The organism is Clostridium sp. DJ247 (genome assembly GCF_014231265.1).
In genome coordinates this window covers 29277-49302 of sequence record NZ_JABAIW010000004.1, presented here as the reverse complement: position 1 = coordinate 49302, position 20026 = coordinate 29277, and the positions used below count along the sequence as shown (strand labels likewise).

19 protein-coding genes and 1 pseudogene are annotated in these 20026 nt (G+C 31.9%); all 20 read left to right on the top strand.

Annotation, left to right across the window (positions count from 1 at the left end; translation table 11 throughout):
* Nucleotides 1–66 precede the first annotated feature (66 nt).
* Entirely contained in the window at nt 67–1218 is a 1152-nt protein-coding gene (gene dnaJ, locus HGI79_RS02815) for a molecular chaperone DnaJ (RefSeq protein WP_185649208.1), read from the top strand.
* A gap of 129 nt (nt 1219–1347) precedes the next feature.
* Complete coding sequence (prmA, locus tag HGI79_RS02810) at nt 1348–2286, top strand: 50S ribosomal protein L11 methyltransferase (RefSeq protein WP_185649207.1); 939 nt, start codon at nt 1348–1350, stop codon at nt 2284–2286.
* Between the two features lie 27 nt (nt 2287–2313).
* A complete protein-coding gene (locus HGI79_RS02805; RefSeq protein ID WP_185649206.1) occupies nt 2314–3066 on the top strand; it encodes a 16S rRNA (uracil(1498)-N(3))-methyltransferase in 753 nt (250 codons plus the stop codon).
* The gene (gene mtaB / locus HGI79_RS02800) at nt 3066–4367 is read left to right on the top strand and encodes a tRNA (N(6)-L-threonylcarbamoyladenosine(37)-C(2))-methylthiotransferase MtaB (RefSeq protein ID WP_185649205.1); all 1302 of its coding nucleotides are present in this window, start codon (nt 3066–3068) and stop codon (nt 4365–4367) included. Before HGI79_RS02805 ends, mtaB begins: the two co-directional genes overlap by 1 nt.
* A gap of 100 nt (nt 4368–4467) precedes the next feature.
* Nucleotides 4468–4812, top strand: a complete 345-nt coding sequence (locus HGI79_RS02795) for a histidine triad nucleotide-binding protein (protein WP_185649204.1) — start codon at nt 4468–4470, stop codon at nt 4810–4812.
* A gap of 154 nt (nt 4813–4966) precedes the next feature.
* Nucleotides 4967–5143 carry a 30S ribosomal protein S21 gene (gene rpsU, locus HGI79_RS02790; protein ID WP_066618478.1) on the top strand — a complete coding sequence of 59 codons (177 nt, stop codon included), beginning with the start codon at nt 4967–4969 and terminating at the stop codon, nt 5141–5143.
* A gap of 25 nt (nt 5144–5168) precedes the next feature.
* A pseudogene (locus HGI79_RS02785) lies at nt 5169–5615 on the top strand (GatB/YqeY domain-containing protein).
* A gap of 90 nt (nt 5616–5705) precedes the next feature.
* A complete protein-coding gene (yqfC, locus tag HGI79_RS02780; protein WP_185649203.1) occupies nt 5706–5990 on the top strand; it encodes a sporulation protein YqfC in 285 nt (94 codons plus the stop codon).
* The gene (gene yqfD, locus HGI79_RS02775) at nt 5974–7137 is read left to right on the top strand and encodes a sporulation protein YqfD (RefSeq protein ID WP_185649202.1); all 1164 of its coding nucleotides are present in this window, start codon (nt 5974–5976) and stop codon (nt 7135–7137) included. The genes yqfC and yqfD overlap by 17 nt, the downstream gene beginning before the upstream one ends.
* Nucleotides 7138–7150: 13 nt before the next feature.
* Nucleotides 7151–9232 (top strand): HD family phosphohydrolase, encoded by a 2082-nt coding sequence (locus tag HGI79_RS02770; protein ID WP_185649201.1) that lies wholly within the window; start codon nt 7151–7153, stop codon nt 9230–9232.
* 113 nt (nt 9233–9345) lie between these two features.
* Nucleotides 9346–9846 (top strand): rRNA maturation RNase YbeY, encoded by a 501-nt coding sequence (ybeY, locus tag HGI79_RS02765; protein WP_185649200.1) that lies wholly within the window; start codon nt 9346–9348, stop codon nt 9844–9846.
* Nucleotides 9847–9877: 31 nt separating this feature from the next.
* Entirely contained in the window at nt 9878–10576 is a 699-nt protein-coding gene (locus HGI79_RS02760; protein ID WP_185649199.1) for a diacylglycerol kinase, read from the top strand.
* A 130-nt stretch (nt 10577–10706) separates the two neighbouring features.
* Nucleotides 10707–11105 carry a cytidine deaminase gene (locus tag HGI79_RS02755; protein ID WP_185649198.1) on the top strand — a complete coding sequence of 133 codons (399 nt, stop codon included), beginning with the start codon at nt 10707–10709 and terminating at the stop codon, nt 11103–11105.
* A gap of 11 nt (nt 11106–11116) precedes the next feature.
* Nucleotides 11117–11998: a GTPase Era gene (era, locus tag HGI79_RS02750; protein WP_185649197.1), complete on the top strand. Its 882-nt coding sequence runs from the start codon at nt 11117–11119 to the stop codon at nt 11996–11998.
* Nucleotides 11999–12058: 60 nt separating this feature from the next.
* Nucleotides 12059–12832, top strand: a complete 774-nt coding sequence (recO, locus tag HGI79_RS02745; protein ID WP_185649196.1) for a DNA repair protein RecO — start codon at nt 12059–12061, stop codon at nt 12830–12832.
* Between the two features lie 54 nt (nt 12833–12886).
* Entirely contained in the window at nt 12887–13477 is a 591-nt protein-coding gene (locus tag HGI79_RS02740) for a DUF4342 domain-containing protein (RefSeq protein ID WP_185649195.1), read from the top strand.
* Between the two features lie 260 nt (nt 13478–13737).
* On the top strand, nt 13738–14379 hold the full coding sequence (locus tag HGI79_RS02735; protein ID WP_185649194.1) for a helix-turn-helix transcriptional regulator: 642 nt from the start codon (nt 13738–13740) through the stop codon (nt 14377–14379).
* A 64-nt stretch (nt 14380–14443) separates the two neighbouring features.
* The gene (ppdK, locus tag HGI79_RS02730) at nt 14444–17074 is read left to right on the top strand and encodes a pyruvate, phosphate dikinase (RefSeq protein WP_185649193.1); all 2631 of its coding nucleotides are present in this window, start codon (nt 14444–14446) and stop codon (nt 17072–17074) included.
* A 375-nt stretch (nt 17075–17449) separates the two neighbouring features.
* The gene (locus HGI79_RS02725; RefSeq protein WP_185649192.1) at nt 17450–17743 is read left to right on the top strand and encodes a condensation domain-containing protein; all 294 of its coding nucleotides are present in this window, start codon (nt 17450–17452) and stop codon (nt 17741–17743) included.
* Between the two features lie 516 nt (nt 17744–18259).
* Nucleotides 18260–19996, top strand: coding sequence for an ABC transporter ATP-binding protein (locus HGI79_RS02720; protein WP_185649191.1), 1737 nt, complete (start codon nt 18260–18262; stop codon nt 19994–19996).
* Nucleotides 19997–20026 lie beyond the last annotated feature (30 nt).

The following is a 20026-nucleotide window of genomic DNA, read 5'->3' as shown; positions in this document are numbered from 1 at the left end:
CTTTGGAATTAAAACTTTTTTAGTTCTTAGTTATCATACTTATATATAGGTGGTGAAATAATTAGGATGGCAAAAAAAGATTATTATGAAATACTTGGAGTAGATAGAAGTGCAAGTGAAGAAGATATAAAGAAGGCATTTAGAAAGTCAGCCCTTAAGTACCATCCAGATAGAAACCCAGGTGATAAGGAAGCAGAGGAAAAATTTAAAGAGCTAAATGAAGCTTATCAGGTGCTTTCAGATCCAGAAAAAAAATCTCGCTATGACCAATTTGGTACTGCTGATTTTAATGGATCAGGCTATGAAGGTGGCTTTGGGGGATTCGATTTCTCTGAGGGGGGAGGCTTTGGTGGCTTCGGTGATATATTTGAATCTTTCTTTGGTGGTGGATTCTCTGGGGCAGGAAGAAAAAGAAGAAATGGTCCTGAAAAAGGATCAGATTTAGAATATACATTAAATTTAACCTTTGAAGAAGCAGTTTTTGGAACTGAAAAAGAAATTAGCGTAACAAGAAATGAAAACTGTGAAAAATGTAATGGAACAGGTGCAAAACATGGCAGTCATCCAAAAACTTGTGATAAATGTGGTGGAACAGGTCAAGTAAGAACTCAAAGGAATACTCCATTAGGAAACTTTGTAAGTATGAGTACCTGTGATAAGTGTGCGGGAAAAGGTAATGTAATAACAGATCCTTGTACTGAGTGCAAAGGTAAAGGTAAGATAAGAAAACAAAGAAAGATAAAGATAAATGTTCCAGCGGGAGTAGATACTGGAAACGTAATGCCTTTAAGAGGGCAAGGAGATCATGGTAACAATGGTGGTCCAGCTGGTGATTTATATATAAGCCTTAGAGTAGCACCACATAATGTATTCAAAAGAAAAGGCTTCGACATATATATAGATACTCATATCAGTTTTTCAAAAGCTACTATTGGTACAGAACTAAAGGTTCCAACAGTTGATGGGGATGTTAAATATGATGTACCATCAGGAACCCAACCAGGTACTATATTTAGATTAAAAGGAAAAGGTGTTCCAAAGATAAATGGACATGGTAGAGGCGATCAATATGTAAATATAATAGTTGATGTTCCTAAAAGTCTAAATCAGAAACAAAAAGAAGCTTTATTAATGTTTATGGAAGCTAGCGGTGAGCTACCAGAAGAAGAAAGTGGTAAAAAATCTTTCATGGATAAGCTAAAAGATACTTTCAAGTAACTAAAACTTTGTTTCCTTGTACAAGGAAACAAAGTTTTTTTATAGCATACTATATTATTTAATAGATTATTAGATTAAGTAGGTTATAATAATAACTGAGTTTATAAAAGCAACGTGGAGGTTGATTATATGGATAAAGAATGGATAGAAGTGACAATTGTTACAAGTAGCGAAGCTGTGGAAGCTGTGTCAGGAATATTATATAATACTGGTGTAAAAGGGGTTTCTATAGAAGACCCAGAAGATATAGAATTTAAGAAAAAAAATCCTGGAGATTGGGACTATTTTGATGAAACACTTTTAGAAGTAAAAGAAGGAGCAATTGTAAAGGGATATTATAAACAAGATGAAAAGTTTGATGAATACCTACAGTACATAAAAGACAGTGTAAATAATTTAGAACAATATGGTATAGATAAAGGACAGGGATTAGTAACTGCCGGTAAAGTTAGCGAGGAAGATTGGGAAAATAACTGGAAGAAGTATTATAAGCCAACAAAAATTGGAGAAAAAATAGTTGTAAAGCCTATATGGGAGAGCTATGAGAAGAAAGATGATGAGTTAGTGTTAGAACTTGATCCTGGTATGGCCTTTGGAACAGGAACTCATGAAACAACAAGAATGTGTATTAAGGCTTTAGAAAAGTATGTTAAGCCTGAATCTAGGGTTTTTGATATAGGTACAGGTTCAGGAATTTTGTCTATAGCAGCAGCTATGCTTAAAGCAAAAGAAGCTATAGGAGTAGATTTAGATCCTGTAGCAGTAAAGTCTGCTGAAGAAAATGTTAAATACAACCACTTAAACAATATAAAAATTCTTCATGGAGATCTTATGGAAGTAGTAGAGGGTAAAGCTGACATTATAGTTGCTAATATAATTGCTGATATAATAATATTTCTTACAGACAGTGTTAAAAATTTCATTGTAGAAGGAGGGTATTTTATATCATCAGGGATTATAAAGGATAGGAAAGACCATGTAGTTGATAAACTTAGTAAAAGTGGATTTTTAATAGAAGAAGTAAATACTGATGGCGAATGGGTATGTATTGTAGCGAAGAATAAGTAAATTGGAAATTTTAAAAGGTGGTATATCATGCATAAATTTTTTGTGCCAAAGAATAACATAATTGATAATATAGCATATATTGAAGGTGATGATGTAAAACATATATACAAGGTTCTAAGACTTGAAATTGGCAGCGAAATAAGCATAAATAATTGTGAGGGTGAAGAATTTTTATCACAAATAGAGGAAATAAACAAGAAACAGGTTATTGCAAAGTGCTTAAAAAAGTTAGATATAAACAATGAAAGTAATATAGAAATATATCTTTTTCAAGGGTTACCAAAATCAAGTAAGATGGATTTAATTGTGCAAAAGGCAACAGAGCTAGGCGTGAAGGAAATAACACCAATAGTTACAGAAAGAGTAGTAGTTAAGAATGAACTAGGAGAGTTTAAAAAGTTAGATAGATGGAATAGAATTGCATTGGAAGCTTGTAAGCAATGTAAGAGAAGTTTAATACCTAAAATAAATACCCCCTTAGAGTTTGAGCAGCTAGTAGATATTATAAAAGAAATGGATTTAGTTATTGTTCCTTATGAAAATGAAAAAGGTCACGGAATAAAAAGCTTAGTAAGTAGTATAGGCGAAAATAACGTTAAAAAAGTGGGAATAATAATTGGCCCAGAAGGTGGCTTTGAGCCAGATGAAATTAAAAAATTGCAAGATATAGGAGCATATATAGTAACATTGGGACCTAGAATACTAAGAACAGAGACAGCAGGCTTTGTTTGTGTTTCTTTAATTATGTATGAACTAGGTGATTTAGGAGGAATAGTTTAATGAAAGTTGCTTTTACTACTTTAGGGTGTAGAGTTAACCAATATGAAACTGAGGCTATGATAGAAAAATTCGTAAGAGAAGGATATGAGCTATCAAGTTTTGAGGATTTTGCAGATGTATATGTTATAAATACATGTACAGTAACTAATATGGGGGATAAAAAATCTAGACAGATGATAAATAGAGCTAGAAGAGAAAATGAAAACTCCATAATAGCTGTAGTTGGTTGTTATTCTCAAATAGCACCTGATGAGATATCTAAGATAGAAGGTGTAGATGTAATACTTGGAACTAGGAACAAAGGGGATATAGTTTACTGGGTAAATAGAGCTAGAGAAGAAAATAAGCAGATTATTAAAGTTGAAGATGTTCTTAAAAATAGTGAATTTGAAGATTTAAATATAAACGAATATCAGGATAGAACTAGGGCCTTTATAAAAATTCAAGATGGTTGTAACAGATTTTGTTCATATTGTTTAATTCCCTTTGCTAGAGGGGCAGTGTGTAGTAAAGAACCTGAAAAAGTGTTAAAGGAAGTTAAGGAATTAGCCAATAATAACTTTAAAGAGATTATTCTATCAGGAATACACATAGCATCCTATGGATTAGATTTAGAAGGAGAATGGAATTTAGTACGAATGCTGGAGGAAATAGACAAGATTCATGGAATAGAGAGAGTTAGAATAGGTTCAATTGATCCACAGTTTTTCACAGAAGGCGTCATAGAGAAAATTAGCAGTTTAAATAAATTATGTCCACATTTTCATTTATCCTTACAAAGTGGATGTGATGATACATTAAAAAGAATGAATAGAAGATATACTACAGATGAGTATAAGAAGATTGTTGAAGATTTAAGAAAAAATATAAAGGATGTTTCTATTACTACAGATATAATAGTTGGTTTCCCAGGGGAAACTGATGAAGAGTTTAATACTACTTATGAGTTTTTACAGCATATAAAGTTATCAAAGATGCATGTATTTAAATATAGCCCAAGGACAGGCACAAGAGCCGCAGAAATGAAAGATCAAATTAATGGTAAGATAAAAGATGAAAGAAGTAGTATACTTATTGCGCTAGACAGACAGCTGGAAAATGAATTTATGAATAAGTTTGTAGGTAGAAATATGGATGTACTGTATGAACAAAAACATAATGGACTAGAAAAAACTTATGAAGGTTATACTCCTAACTACATAAAAGTAGTATGTGAAAGTAATGAAAATATTAAAGAAAAAATAGTAAAAACAAGTCTTTCACAAGTAAAGGAGGAATTCATAGAAGGAACTATGATCTAAACGTAGTATATGTAACACTTTAAAATATTAAAGAATATGTTCTAGGTTAGAAGGATATTTCCGTACAATATTGAATAATATAAAGTCAGGAGGTGAAACTGTGGAAGATTGTATTTTTTGCAAGATAATAAAAGGTCAAATACCATGTGAAAAAGTATATGAAGATGATATAGTATTAAGCTTTAAAGATATAAGTCCTGCTGCTCCTATACATGTTTTAATAATACCTAAAGAACATATAAGCAGCTTGAATGATATTAGTGAAGAAAATTCAAAAATAATAGCACATATTTTTATAATTGCTAAAAAAATTGCTAAAGACTTAGGGCTTTCTGAAAATGGTTATAGAATTGTTACAAACTGTGGGGAAGATGGTGGGCAAACAGTTGGACATATACATTTTCATTTGTTAGGTGGCAGATCATTGAAGTGGCCTCCAGGTTAACTCATATATATTTTACGTTATGTATTAAGTATATATAATGAAATTGTTGACAGTGTCTAAATGTATGTTGTATAATAAACAATGTGCTATGTGACCTACATTGGCTGTATTTAATTTTTAAAATTAAATTGAGCTAGCGGAGGGAGGGATAAATATGTCAGAAATAAGAGTTGGAGAAAACGAAACTATAGAAAGTGCATTAAGAAGATTTAAGAGAAAATGTGCTAGAGCTGGTGTTCTTTCAGAAGTTAGAAAAAGAGAACACTATGAAAAACCAAGCGTGAAGAGAAAAAAGAAATCTGAAGCTGCAAGAAAGAGAAAGTTTAAATAGAATCTTTGAAAGAGGGTACTAAGTAATGTCTCTTAAAGAAACAATGCAGGAAGACTAGAAGCAAGCTTTAAAGCAAAAAGACAAATTTAGAGCAAATACAATAAGCATGGCGAAGTCTGCTGTATTATTAGTTGAAAAAACTGATAATAAAGTACTTGATGATAACCAAATTATTGAGATTTTGGCAAAGGAAATAAAACAGAGACGTGAAGCTATGCTGGAATATGAAAAAGGAAACAGACAGGATTTAGTTGATAAGGCGAAAGCTGAAATAGAAATCTTGTTAGGTTACCTTCCTCAGCAGTTAAGCGAAGAGGAAATTTCCGAAATTGTTCGTAAGGCAGTCGATGAAGTGGGAGCAAGTAGCATGAAAGATATGAAGAAAGTTATGGCTTTGGTTACCCCTAAAACCAAAGGGCGTGCTGATGGTAAGCTTGTGAGTCAGATTGTAAAGCAACATTTAGATAAATAAAAGGTTGAGATATCTCAACCTTTTTTATTTTGTCATTTATTAAATTTATTTTTCATAGATTAGTATGAAAGAATTTTTAGAGGTGATAAAGTGAAGGATAAATTATATGATGTAAAAGAAAGTATTGCTAATAAATTAGATTTACCTAGGGATATAATTTTAAATATGCCAAAAATCACTGTTACTGGTGAGAATGAGATCATAATAGAAAATCATAAAGGTGTAGTACTCTTTGAAGAAGATCAGGTAAAAGTAAATTCAGGTGTAGGACTAATATCTATACAAGGTAATAGATTTGAAATATTGTTTATGGGGGGAAGTACCATAACAATTGGTGGAAAGTTCAAATCTATAGTATATGAGGGAAATGAGTAAAATTAATTTTACAAAATATAAGAGTGGAATAATTACTATAGAGATTCAATCACTTATACCTGAGAAATTTGTTAACCTGATGTGGAAAAATGATATTCGTATAAAAAATATTAAAAAGAAAAATATTACAACTATGACTATGGAAATTAATTTAAAGGATTATAGTAAAATTGAAGACATAGCTAAAAAAACAAAAACAAAGATAAAGGTAGTTGATAGAAGGGGGTTAGCATTTTTTTTAATAAGGTTGAAAAAAAGAGTGGCTTTAGCAGGTGGAATAATATTATTTGTTGGAGTAATATATTATCTGTCCACTTTTATATGGGGTATAGAAATTAATGTGGAACATAATTTATCACCATATGAAATAAGGCAACAATTAAACTCCTTTGGAATAATACCTGGAATAAATAAAAAAAACATAAATGTTTACAATATTGAAGAAAAGCTCTTAAAGGATAATGAAAATATACTGTGGGTTAGAGTTAGAGTAGAAGGATCCAAACTGAAAGTCTCTGCAGCAGAAAGGCAGTCACCGCCTACCATTGTCACAGAGGATGCTCAGCGTAATTTAATAGCGCAAAAAGATGGTGAAGTATTAAGAGTATATACAAAGGCAGGTACGGCTGTAGTTAAAAAAGGTGATATGGTTAGAAAGGGACAACTTCTTGTGAAAGGTGAACAAGGGAAGGAAGGATCTGTATATGCTGTACATGCTGAAGGCGATGTAATATGTAGGACATTTTACGAGGAAAGCAAGGATGTTAAAATTAATGAAATAAAGAGAGAAAGAACAGGAAATAAAGTAGAAAATATATATATAGACATAAAAGGAAAAAAAATATATCTAAAAAAATCTATAAACAAATTTAATAAATATGATAAAATAGAAGATAATAAACTTTTTATAAAAAGAGATTTTTTTTACGAAGTAAAAGAAACTAACACTCAAAAAGACCCTAAAAAAGTTGTAGATGATACTGCTAACGAGCTTTATTTAAAAATATGTGGAAATTTAGATAAATCTGTTAAAATTATTGATAAAATAGTGAATTCGGAAGCAGGAGATGTGTATACTGTAAGAGTACTAGTAGTAGCAGAGGAGAATATAGCTATACCTGAACAAGTTCAGGAAACACAAAGATAAAAGGTGGTTTATAATGAAAAAACTATCACTAAAGAATTTTTATGGGAAAGAAAAAAGTAATAAGATATTAATTTTTATTTTGACTTTTATATTTATTTATTCAGTACTGGTAACTTCCTTAGTAACAAAAAAGTATAGTTTAAAAGAAGGCGATATTGCTAAGATTGACATCAAAGCTCCAAGGGAAGTAAAGGATGAGTTATCTACTGAGGCTAGGATTCAACAGGAGATAGATTCTGTGCCAATACAGTATAATAAAAAAACAGAGATTAAAACGGAAACCATAAATAAAATCAACTCATTTTTTACCAGTGTACTTCAGGTTAAAGCGTTAACTATTGAAGATACTGATAAGGTGAAAAAGTTAAAAAGTGTAGTTGAAATAGGATTATCTAATGATGATTACTTAAACTTAGTAAAGTTAAACAAAGATGATTTGAAAATAATACAAGAATTTTTAAGCAAAACCATGACTGACCTTTATGATAACAGCAATATAAGTGATAACAGTCAAAAAGATAACATTGAAGATATTAAAAGGGCTCAAGAAAATATACTTTTAAAGGTAAATAGTTCTCAGATTCCAAAATCATTAAGAGATATAGCTACTGCTATAGCCTATTCTCAAATTACTCCTAACTTTTTTTATGATAAAGTTAAGACTGAAGAGTTAAGAAAAGATGCAATAAAAAAGGTTCCGCCTGTTATGATAAAGAAGGAACAAACAATTGTAAAAGAAGGGGAACCTGTAACAAAATATCAAATAGAAATATTGAAAAGTTTGGGATTACTTAACAATGATTTTCATTTTGAATGGTATATATATATTAGCTTAGGAATTCTAATACTTTTAATATTATTTCTGCAATGGTTTTATTTATCCAGATATCACAAAGATTTATATAATAACAACAGTAAATTGATAATGATAAACATATTTAGTTGTATATTTGTGCTATTGGCTAGGACATTTGCTATAATATCACCGTTTTTAATACCATTAGCATGCATACCTATGATTTTCTCTTTGTTAACAAACTACAAGGCATCGTTAACTATAAATATGTTAAACTGCATATTTATTAGTGGTGCAGTAGAATTTAACATAGAAATAACTGTACTAGCAATTATTAACGTAATTGTTGGAGCTATAATATTAAAAAAGATGCAGCAAAGAAACGATATTTTATATTCCTGTCTATTTATTGCTGTTATAAATGTTATATTTACATTTTCATTAGGATTTTTACTCAGCAACAATGGTATAGATGTAACAAAAAAATCTATGTTTACTCTAGTAGCAAGTATATTATCAGGTATTTTGACTATTGGATTTTTACCTATCTTTGAAAGTATCTTTGATATTGTTACTACAATTAAATTGCTAGAGTTATCTAATCCTAATAATCCATTATTAAAGAGATTACTTATCGAGGCACCGGGAAGCTATCATCACAGTATTTTAGTTGGGAACCTATCAGAGGTGGCTGCTGAAGCAGTAGGAGGTAATCCAGTATTAGCAAGAGTTTCATCCTATTACCATGATGTAGGCAAGATAAAAAGACCATATTTTTTCAAGGAAAATCAGTTAGGAGCTGATAACCCGCATAAAAAAATAACACCTAACTTAAGTGCTCTTATAGTAATATCACACGTTAAAGATGGTGTGGAATTAGCAAAGGAGTACAAACTACCTAAGGTTATAAGAGATGTTATAGAACAACACCATGGTACTTCACTAGCTAAATATTTTTACGTAACATGTAAAAATTCAAGTGACAAACCAGAAGACATAAATGAAGAAGATTTTAGATACCCTGGACCAATTCCTCAGAGCAAAGAGGCAGGTATAATAATGTTAGCAGATAGTGTTGAAGCTGCTGTAAGGTCTATAAGTGAGCCAACCCATGAAAAGATTGAAGAAATGGTAAATAGTATTATAAAAGATAGACTAAATGAAGAACAACTTAATAACTGTGATTTAACATTAAAAGATATAAATAAAATTAGACAAGCATTTTTAAAGGTGTTAACAGGGATTTACCATCAGAGAATAGAGTATCCTGAAGATAAACGGGCAAATAAACAGTCCTAATATTAAATAAGCATAATGTTAACTAAATATTGAATATTTTTAGTTAACATTAGAAAAAATTAATGTTAGTTTACTGTTTTAAATCAAATCAATAAAATTTGGAGGAATAACAGATGATTCTTATAGATAACAGACAAAATAAAATTCAGGTTACAGATGAATTAGAAAATACCATAGTTAAGGTGGTTGAACACTCACTTCAACAAGAGAATGTAAATATCCCTTGTGAAGTAAGTATAATATTTGTAGATAACCAAGAGATTAAAGAAATAAATAAAGAAAACAGGAATATAGACAAAGTTACTGATGTTCTGTCATTTCCTATGTTAGAATTCCCAACAGGAAAGGTGTTTAAAGAGGCTTATGAAGGACATGAATTTGCTGAAAGTGATTTTGATGATGGAAGCCTAGTATTAGGTGATATAGCACTTTCTTTAGAGAAAGCAAAAGAACAAAGTATTGAATTTGGACATTCCTTTTTAAGAGAAGCCTCATATCTTATAGTACATTCTATTTTGCATCTTTTAGGGTATGATCATATGGAGGAAGAAGAAAAATCTGTTATGAGAAGAAGGGAAGAGGAGATTTTAGAAAAATTTCAACTGGTAAGATAAAATTGATTATTTTTAAAGTGGTGATGTTATTATGAAAATGAAAAAATTGTTGGATAGCTTTAATTATGCTATTGAAGGTATAATATATGCAGTTAGAACTCAAAGAAACATGAGAATACATATGATTGCGGCTTTACTGGTCTTGACTGCATGTTTTTTTTATGATCTAAGTAAAATAGAATTATTAGCAATAACAATAACGATAAGTATGGTTATTATGTCAGAATTATTAAATACCGCAATAGAATTTGCAGTAGATGCCACAACTAATTATTATCACCCCTTAGCTAAATTAGCAAAAAATGTAGCTGCGGGAGGTGTATTAATAACCGCTATTAATGCACTTTTTGTAGGATATATAATATTTTCAGATAAGCTCAAATATATAAATTTTATATTAATAAAAAAGGTTAAGACAACAAGTCCCTATACTATTTTCATAATCTTAGCTATTGTAAGTATAACTACTATAGTTATTAAAGCAGTTTTTGGAGAAGGAACACCTCTAAAGGGTGGGATGCCAAGTGGTCATAGTGCTATAGCTTTCTCTATAGCAACTACTATAGCTCTTACAACGGGACAAATAACCATAGTACTTTTAAGTTATTTGTTGGCTTTTATTGTAGCACAAAGCAGAGTAGATTCAGAGGTACACTCTATCATTGAAGTTATTGCCGGAGCAATATTTGGTACACTAATAACGGTATTACTTTTCAGAATATTTGGGTAAAATTAAAATATTGCAATGAATGAAAATAATGCTATAATTTATTTACACTACTTAGGACATCTTATGTTATAGGAGAGAAAGTGTTACGGCTGGGAGCCAATGGATAAAAATTTATTGCGGAGGAATAATAATGGATTATAGATCATTGATTATTGCAGCCCTTGATGGGAGAAAGAATGCTTATGTACCATATTCTAATTTTAGAGTTGGAGCAGCTGTACTTGTAGAGGATGGTACTATTTATAATGGATGTAATATAGAAAATGCATCTTATGGTGCAACAAATTGTGCAGAAAGAACAGCTATATTTAAGGCAGTTTCAGAGGGACATAAGGAAATAGAGGCCATTGCTATAATAGGAATCCAAAATGATTACACATATCCATGTGGTATATGTAGGCAGGTTATAGCTGAGTTTTCTTCAGAGCATACAAAAATAATATTAGCGAAAAACGAAAATGAATATATAGTTAAATCATTAGAAGAAATTTTACCAGGAGCTTTTACTAAAAAAGACCTAGAAAAGTAAGGAGAGAACATATGTTTAAATCAGGGTTCGTAACAATTATAGGAAGACCTAATGTTGGTAAGTCAACATTGTTAAATTCAATAATGGGAGAAAAACTATCAATAGTATCATGTAAACCTCAAACTACAAGAAATAATATACAGACTATATTAACAGAAAAAGATTTCCAGCTAGTATTCGTGGATACTCCTGGTATTCATAAACCTAAACATAGGCTTGGTGAGTATATGGTTAAAATTGCTCAAGATTCAATAAAAGAAGTGGATCTTATTTTATTTTTAACTACACCTGAAGTAGAAATCGGCAGAGGAGATATATACATATTAGAGCAATTAAAGGAATGTGGTGTACCAGTTTTTTTAATTGTTAATAAAATAGATGAAAATACACCAGAAAAGGTAGCAGAAACATTAAATAATTATTCAAAGATTTTTGATTTTAAAGAAATTATACCCATATCTGCATTAAATGGTAAAAATGTAGAAGAATTGAAGAAGCTTATGGTAGAGCAGATTCCAACTGGACCGATGTATTATCCAGAAGATATGATTACAGATCAACAGGAAAGATTTATTGTAGCTGAAACAATAAGAGAAAAAGCCCTAAGACTTTTATCAGAAGAAGTGCCTCATGGTATAGCAGTAGAGATTATAACTATGAAAAAAGATGATAAGAACATTTATCATATAGAAGGTACTATTCTATGCGAAAAAGATTCTCATAAAGGAATAATAATAGGAAAAAATGGAACTATGTTAAAGAAAATTTCTACATATGCCAGACAAGACATAGAAAAACTTTTAGGAACAAAAGTTTATATTCAACTTTGGGTAAAAGTGAAAAAAGAATGGAGAGATAGTCCTAGTATTTTGAAAGAACTTGGATATAAATAAAAAAATATAGAAACTTATTTTTAAATAAGGGTATAATAAATACAGGCATATTTATTAGAATTGGGGGATGATTTTCTGTCAATTTTTAAAACTAGAGCTATAGTAATTAAAACTCAAGATATTAAAGAGTCAGACAAACTTGTATGGCTTTTTAGTGAAAAGTTGGGAAAAATATCAACCATTGCAAAAGGAGCAAAAAAAAATAAGAGTAATCTTTTTACTACCACGTTGCAATTTTGTTATGGAGACTATGTAGTTTATAAAGGAAAAAGTCTTTACTCAATAAATGAAAGTTTAATAATAGATTCCTTTCAGACCTTACTAAATGATTTAGAAACATTAACCTATGCCTCTTATTTTTGTGAGCTTATAGATATATGTACGCAGGATGAGGAAAGCAATAGAGAATTATTTAAGTGCCTAATTACAGCTTTTTACCTAATAAAAAATAATGCAGTGGATATAGAAACTTTAGCTCGTGCATTTGAAGCGAAAATTTTACAGTTAACAGGATATGGTTTTAATATGGATAACTGTAGTATTTGTAAGAAGAAAATAAATTCATCCAACTATATAAGCATCCAATATTCAGGCGGAGTTTGCAATGAATGTGAGAAAATTAATGGTATGAATGTTAGTTTTACTGCATATAATGCACTTAAATATTTATTAAAAATTCCTTTGGAAAATATTTATAGAGTTTCTCTTTCAGAAGAAACAAAAAATGAGTTATATAAGGTATTATCATTAGTTATATCTCAGAATTATTTTAGAAAACCTAAAAGTCTAGATACACTTAATTTCCTATCAAATTTTAATGTACCTGAAAGATAATGTGAATAGATTTTTAATTTATTATAATAATTAACAATAAAAGGAGTGAAAGAAATGAGTGAAGAAATTACTTTAGAAAAAATTGATATTATAAGAGAAAGAACAGGTGTAAGCTATACTGAAGCCAAAGAGGCTTTAGAAGCGTGTAATGGGAATGTAGTTGATGCATTAATATATATAGAACAAAATAATAAAACTACAAAAGATAACCTTTATACTACAAAAGATGAGTTCTTAGATTGGCTAAAAGATTTAGTTAAAAAGGGAAATGTAAATAGAATAAGAATCAAAAAAGATGAAAAAATTATAGTTGATATTCCGGTTAACGCAGGTATAGCAGCTACTTTAACAGCTCTTATATATCCTCCTCTAATAGCTATAGGTATTTTAACAGCTGTATTTACAAAAGTTACAATTGAAATAACTAAGGATGATGGTACTGTAGAAGTGGTTAACAAAATTATAAAAAGTAGTGTGAAGGATACTGTAAAAGACATGAAAGAAAAGGTAGTAGATGTAGCCACATCTGTAAAAGAAAAGTTTACAAATAAAGATGAAAAAAGTGGAGAAAATACCTATCAATATACTGTAAAATTTGAAGACATTGATAATGAAAAATCAGATAATAATAATGAATATAAATAACATTATCTATATTTGATATAACAAAAGCCAGCATTTATTTAACAAATTGCTGGCTTTTGTAGTGTTTATAAGTAAATTAAATTCTTCTATTTTATTTACTGTAATAATATAAATATAAAGTATGAAATGAAAACTGTGGAAAATTAATAAGTAAAAGTGCTATACTATTAATATGAATATAGTGTTATAATAACCATATATAAATATAAAAACTAAAAGTTACTAAAATTTTATGTTACAAAATTTACTGAAGAGAGAGGGTGAACGTTATTAAGTTAACACCAAGACAAGAACAGATAATACAGTTTGTGAAAGAACATGAACCGATAACTAGTGAACAATTAGCATCAAAATTAGGCGTTACAAGAGCTGCATTAAGACCGGATTTGGCTATACTTACCATGACAGGTATATTGGAGGCAAAGCCAAAAGTAGGTTATATATATTCACAAAAACCCTCTTATAGCATAATTTATGATTATGTAAGAAACGTTATAGTAAAGGATATCATGTCAAACCCAGTAGTTGTTGATGAAAACACTACTGTATATGACGCTATAGTGCATTTGTTTCTAAATGATGTAGGAACTTTATTTGTAGAAAATTCTGGAGTTTTAACTGGGGCTGTTTCTAGAAAAGATTTCCTCAAAATAGCTATGGGTGGAACTGATATGCATAAAGTACCAGTGGGCATTATAATGACAAGAATGCCTAATATAATATTTGTAGAAAAAGAAGATACGGCTTATTCCGCGGCGCAAAAAATTATGGAACATGAAGTTGATAGCTTACCAGTTATAGAAAAATCAATTGTTGGTGATAGAGAAGTTCTTAAGATTATTGGTAAGGTTTCTAAAACTAATATAACTAGACTATTTGTAAAGATGGGTGGAACAGGTTAAGTAAACGGATAGAAATATCCGTTGACATATATATTAAATACTATAAAAAGGGGATGTTACTTGTATGGAAAGTAAAAAATATGTTTACCTCTTTAATGAAGGCAATGCAAGCTTAAAGAATCTACTTGGAGGCAAGGGTGCAAACCTTGCGGAAATGACTAATTTAGGTATACCTGTGCCACAAGGATTTACTATATCCACAGAGGCATGTATAAAATACTATGAAGATGGAAAAGTCTTATCAGAAGACATTATTGGTCAGGTATACTCAACATTAACTAAAGTTGAAGATATCACAGGCAAAAAGCTTGGTTGTGTTGAAAATCCTTTACTGGTTTCAGTTAGATCAGGAGCTAGAGCTTCAATGCCTGGAATGATGGATACTATTTTAAATTTAGGCTTGAACGATGAAACAGTAGAAGGGTTAGCAAAGTTAACTAATAATGATAGATTTGCATATGATTCATATAGAAGATTTATTCAAATGTTCTCAGATGTTGTTATGGGGATAGAGAAGAGAAATTTTGAGGATATACTTGACGAAGTTAAGGAGTCCAAAAATGTTAAATTTGATACTGATTTAAATGCTTCAGATTTGAAAGATATAGTTAAGAGGTTTAAAAATTTATATAAAAAAGAACTTGCAAAAGAATTTCCACAAGATCCTAGGGAACAACTTCGTGAAGCTGTTACAGCAGTATTTAGATCTTGGAATAATCCAAGAGCTATAGTTTATAGAAGATTAAATGATATACCTAGCGATTGGGGAACAGCTGTTAACGTACAGTCTATGGTATTTGGAAACATGGGAGAAACATCAGGAACAGGAGTTGCATTTACAAGAAATCCAGCTACAGGTGAACGAGAAATATTTGGGGAATATTTAATAAATGCGCAAGGTGAAGATGTGGTTGCTGGAATAAGAACTCCCTTACCAATAACAAGAATGCAGCAGGATTTACCGAACTGTTATAAACAATTTATTGACATAGCGAATAGATTAGAGAAGCATTATAAGGATATGCAGGATATGGAGTTTACAATTGAGCAGGGTAAGCTATACTTTCTTCAAACAAGAAACGGAAAAAGAACTGCTCAAGCTGCATTAAAGATATCTGTAGATATGGTTGAAGAAGGTCTTATAACTAAAGAAGAAGCAATGCTTAATGTTAACCCTAAGCAACTAGATTCCCTTTTGCACCCAAATTTTGATCAAGAAGAGATAATAAATGCACAAGTAATAGCTAAAGGGCTTCCAGCATCTCCAGGAGCTGCTTGTGGTAAAATATATTTTACGGCTGAAGAAGCAAAAGAACATCACGAACAAGGTGAAACGGTTATCTTAGTAAGACTTGAAACTTCACCAGAAGATATAGAAGGTATGGTAGCGGCTGAGGGTATCCTTACTGTAAGAGGAGGAATGACCTCACATGCGGCAGTTGTAGCTAGAGGTATGGGAACGTGCTGCGTAGCTGGCTGTGGAGAAATAAGAATAAATGAAAATCAGAAAATATTTGAAGTTGGGGGAAAGATATATAAAGAGGGAGATTATATATCCTTAGATGGCAGTACAGGCAATGTTTATGGCCAAGCAATTAAAACGGTTTCACCTGAAATCGGTGGTTATTTTGGAGTATTTATGAATTGGGCTGATGAAATAAGAACAATGAAGGTTAGAACTAATGCAGATACTCCTAAAGATGCGGAACAAGCTATAAAATTCGGCGCAGAAGGTATAGGCTTATGTAGAACTGAGCATATGTTTTTTGATGAGGATAGAATTACAGCAGTTAGAGAAATGATACTTTCAAAGACACAGCAGCAAAGAATAAAGGCACTGGAAAAATTATTGCCAATGCAAAAAGAAGACTTCATAGGAATTTATGAAGCTATGGAGGAAAGACCTGTTACAATTAGATTTCTAGATCCACCATTGCACGAATTTTTGCCTCATGAAGATGAAGATATAAGAGACTTATCTAAAGAAATGGGTATATCCTTTGAAGAGCTTAAGGAAACTGTTCAATCTTTACATGAATTTAATCCAATGATGGGTCATAGAGGATGCAGATTAGCTGTATCCTATCCAGAAATAGCTGAAATGCAAACTAGAGCTGTAATAGAAGCAGCAATAGATGTTAGAAGAAGAAAGGGATATAATATAGTTCCCGAAATAATGATACCCCTTGTTGCGGAAGTAAAAGAATTAAAATTTGTTAAAGATATAGTTGTAAGAGTTGCTAATGAAATAATAACTAAAGCTGAAATAGATATGGAGTATTTAGTCGGTACTATGATTGAAGTACCTAGAGCTGCTGTTACAGCGGATGAAATAGCCAAAGAGGCACAGTTTTTCTCATTTGGTACCAATGATTTAACACAGATGACCTTCGGCTTTTCAAGAGATGATGCTGGCAAATTCTTAAAAGATTATTATAATGAGAAAATATATGAATTCGATCCATTTCAAAAATTAGATCAAAATGGAGTGGGTAAGCTAGTTAAAATAGCTGCTGAACTAGGAAGAAAAACCAGATTAGATATTCACCTTGGAATATGTGGTGAGCATGGTGGAGATCCATCATCCGTTGAATTCTGTCACAGCATAGGTTTAGATTATGTGTCCTGTTCTCCGTTCAGGGTACCCGTAGCTAGACTTGCTGCTGCTCAAGCTCAGGTTAAGAATCCAAGATAAAGCTTAGTACCCATAAAGTAGTATAAATATAGATTAAAATAACTTATACGTTAGGTGTTTTTAGCTATAAATACTAGGAAAAAGTAAGAGATATTGTTGCTTAAAATCAAAAAACTGATTTTAGGTGCAATATCTCTTTTTTATATTAAATTTGTGTTCTGAAATATTTTTTTAGATAAAAATAGGATATTTTAGAACAGTTTTTATAGTCTAATTATGGAACACTTATTATCTAGAAAATTGGTGATAAAACTAAAAATTAATGTTATAATGGAATAAATGTAATAAAATGATTAAAAATATACTGTATTGGTTTTGGCGGTGATTTTATATAAAAATTGGGTATATACGAGGCAGTAAAACGTTAATCGGGATATGGCGAGGACCCCGCTTTTTGATGTAATGCTAGTATTGCAGAACAATGAGGAAGTGCGATATGAGTTAAAAGGAATTGAAATTGAATACATAAATACAGGAAGCAAGATATCGAAATCTGATTTATCTTTTAATATATATGAATATGATGAGTTAGCGGTGGAGTTAGAATATTGTACGGCACTGTATAGGCAAGAAAGCGCCAGAAGGATTCTGGATCATTATATAAAGATCCTAGAGCAGATAACAGAGAGGGCGGAAAGTAAGATAGAGGAGCTGGAGCTAACGACGTAATCAGAGAGGAAGCTGATATTGGGAAAGTTCAATGACACGTATGCTGAGTGTCCGAGGTATAAGACTAGTTGTAAAAAGCATTTTTGAGTTAATTAAATTAAAAATTTTATCATCAGGCGCAGAAAATGGCAGTTCTCAAATTCTCCCTCATGGTGCTTTCGCATGTTCTTTCATCTATTTTAACTTTGTCGAAACTTTAAGTAATATTAAGCTAAAAAAATCTACGATTATAATAGGGAGGTCATAATAGATGTCACAAAAGATTGATTCATTATTTATCTATGAAAAAATAATAGATATTGTTGCTTCGAATATCAATTCGGAACAAGAAATCAGTTTAACACAGAAAATGGAAGATTAAAGTAGCAAAGTAAACTGTTCAGGGCGAGATGCTAATTACATTCCATTTATTTTGCGCGTAGTGGGAGAACACTCTTCTAGCTTCCTCAGACCATTGATTTTAAGGAGTTCGCATTTTCGTGGAAACTCAGACAGGATTAGGGGGTAGAATTTAATTTGCTAAAGTTAGTAAGATTTTTAAAACCTTATCTGCCATATATAATAGCGGCTCCTTTATTCATGTTATTAGAAGTGCTAATGGATATATATCTGCCCCGGCTTATGGCCGACATCGTTGATGTAGGCATTGTAAACAGGGATTTTGATTATGTACTCAAAATGGGTGTATACATGGTGATAATATCTCTTATAGGAGTTGCAAGCGGTATGGGCGGCATTATTTTTTCAACGCTTGCCGGGCAGTATTTTAGCAGGGATGTACGTTCCGCACTGTTTAAGAAAGTGCAGGGTCTGTCTTTCACTAATGTGGATAAACTTTCTAACGCTTCGATAATAACTCGTCTAACTAACGATGTCACGCAGATACAGCAGATTGTTATGACACTGTTGAGTATGATGGTACGTGCATCGCTGTTAATTATTGGCGGTATTGTTATGGCATACAGCTTGAATAAAGAGCTTGCTTCTATCTTTTGGGTTATCATACCTTTTATAATTTTGATTTTGATTGTAACTATTATAAAAGGACTTCCGTTGTTTAAGGCCTCCCAGGAAAAACTTGACCGGCTGAACCTCGTTGTTCGGGAAAATTTGGCGGGTGTCCGTGTCGTGAAAGCTTTTATGCGAGAGACTCTGGAGAAAGAGAAGTTTGGAGCCGCAAATAAAGATTTAAAAGCAATCAGTTTCAAAACTATCAAGGTGGCTATAGTTCTGTCTCCGGCTTCCATGACAATTATGAATTTGTCCATTGTTGCGGTACTATGGTTCGGAGGTATGCGCGTAAGTGGCGGCTCGGTCAGCGTAGGAGTTATAATGGCGTATATCAATTATTTAACGCAGATACTTGCCTCCGTGGCAATGTTAAGTAATATGATCGTCAGCATATCAAGGGGCAAGGTGTCTGCCGACCGAATTAATGAGGTATTAGATACAAAAGTTGATATTATTAGCCCAGCTGCTCCTTCCGCCAGGGTCACGGGACACGGCGAAGTGGAGTTTAAAAGCGTTTTGTTTCGCTATCCCGAATCAACAGGGAATCCGGTGCTTACAAACATCAGCTTTTCTGTAAAAAGAGGTGAAACAGTAGGGATATTAGGGCAGACTGGTGCGGGAAAAACTACGCTAGTAAGTCTGATACCCAGGCTTTATGATGTGTCGGAGGGCGCTGTACTGGTAAACGGCCTGGATGTTAGGGAATATGACCTTGAAAGCCTCAGAAAACGGATCGGCTTTGTATTACAGCAATCCATATTGTTTAAAGGTACCATTAAAGAAAATATAAAATGGGGAAACCCAGACGCCACGGACAATGAAGTGGAAGAAGCGGCAAGAATAGCACAGTCCCATGAGTTCATTCTACAACAAGAAAACGGATATAATACTGAAATAAAGCAGGCAGGCATCAATTTGTCAGGCGGTCAGAAGCAACGCTTGGCAATAGCAAGGGCATTATTAAAAAAGCCTGAGATATTGATATTGGACGATTCTACCAGTGCTGTGGATACAGTAACCGAAGCCCGGCTGCAAAAGGCTATGCGGAATGAATTTGGTAATTGTACGAAATTTATCATCGCGCAGCGCATTTCTTCCGTTATTAAAGCGGATAAAATAATTGTGTTGGAAGGCGGAGCGATAACGGCTATTGGCAGTCACCAGCATCTTTTGTATACCAGTGAGGTATACAGAGACATCTATTCATCCCAAGAGAAAGAGAAGGTGTTGGTAAATGAGTGACAAAAGGCAGGATAAATCAAATAGGGGTTC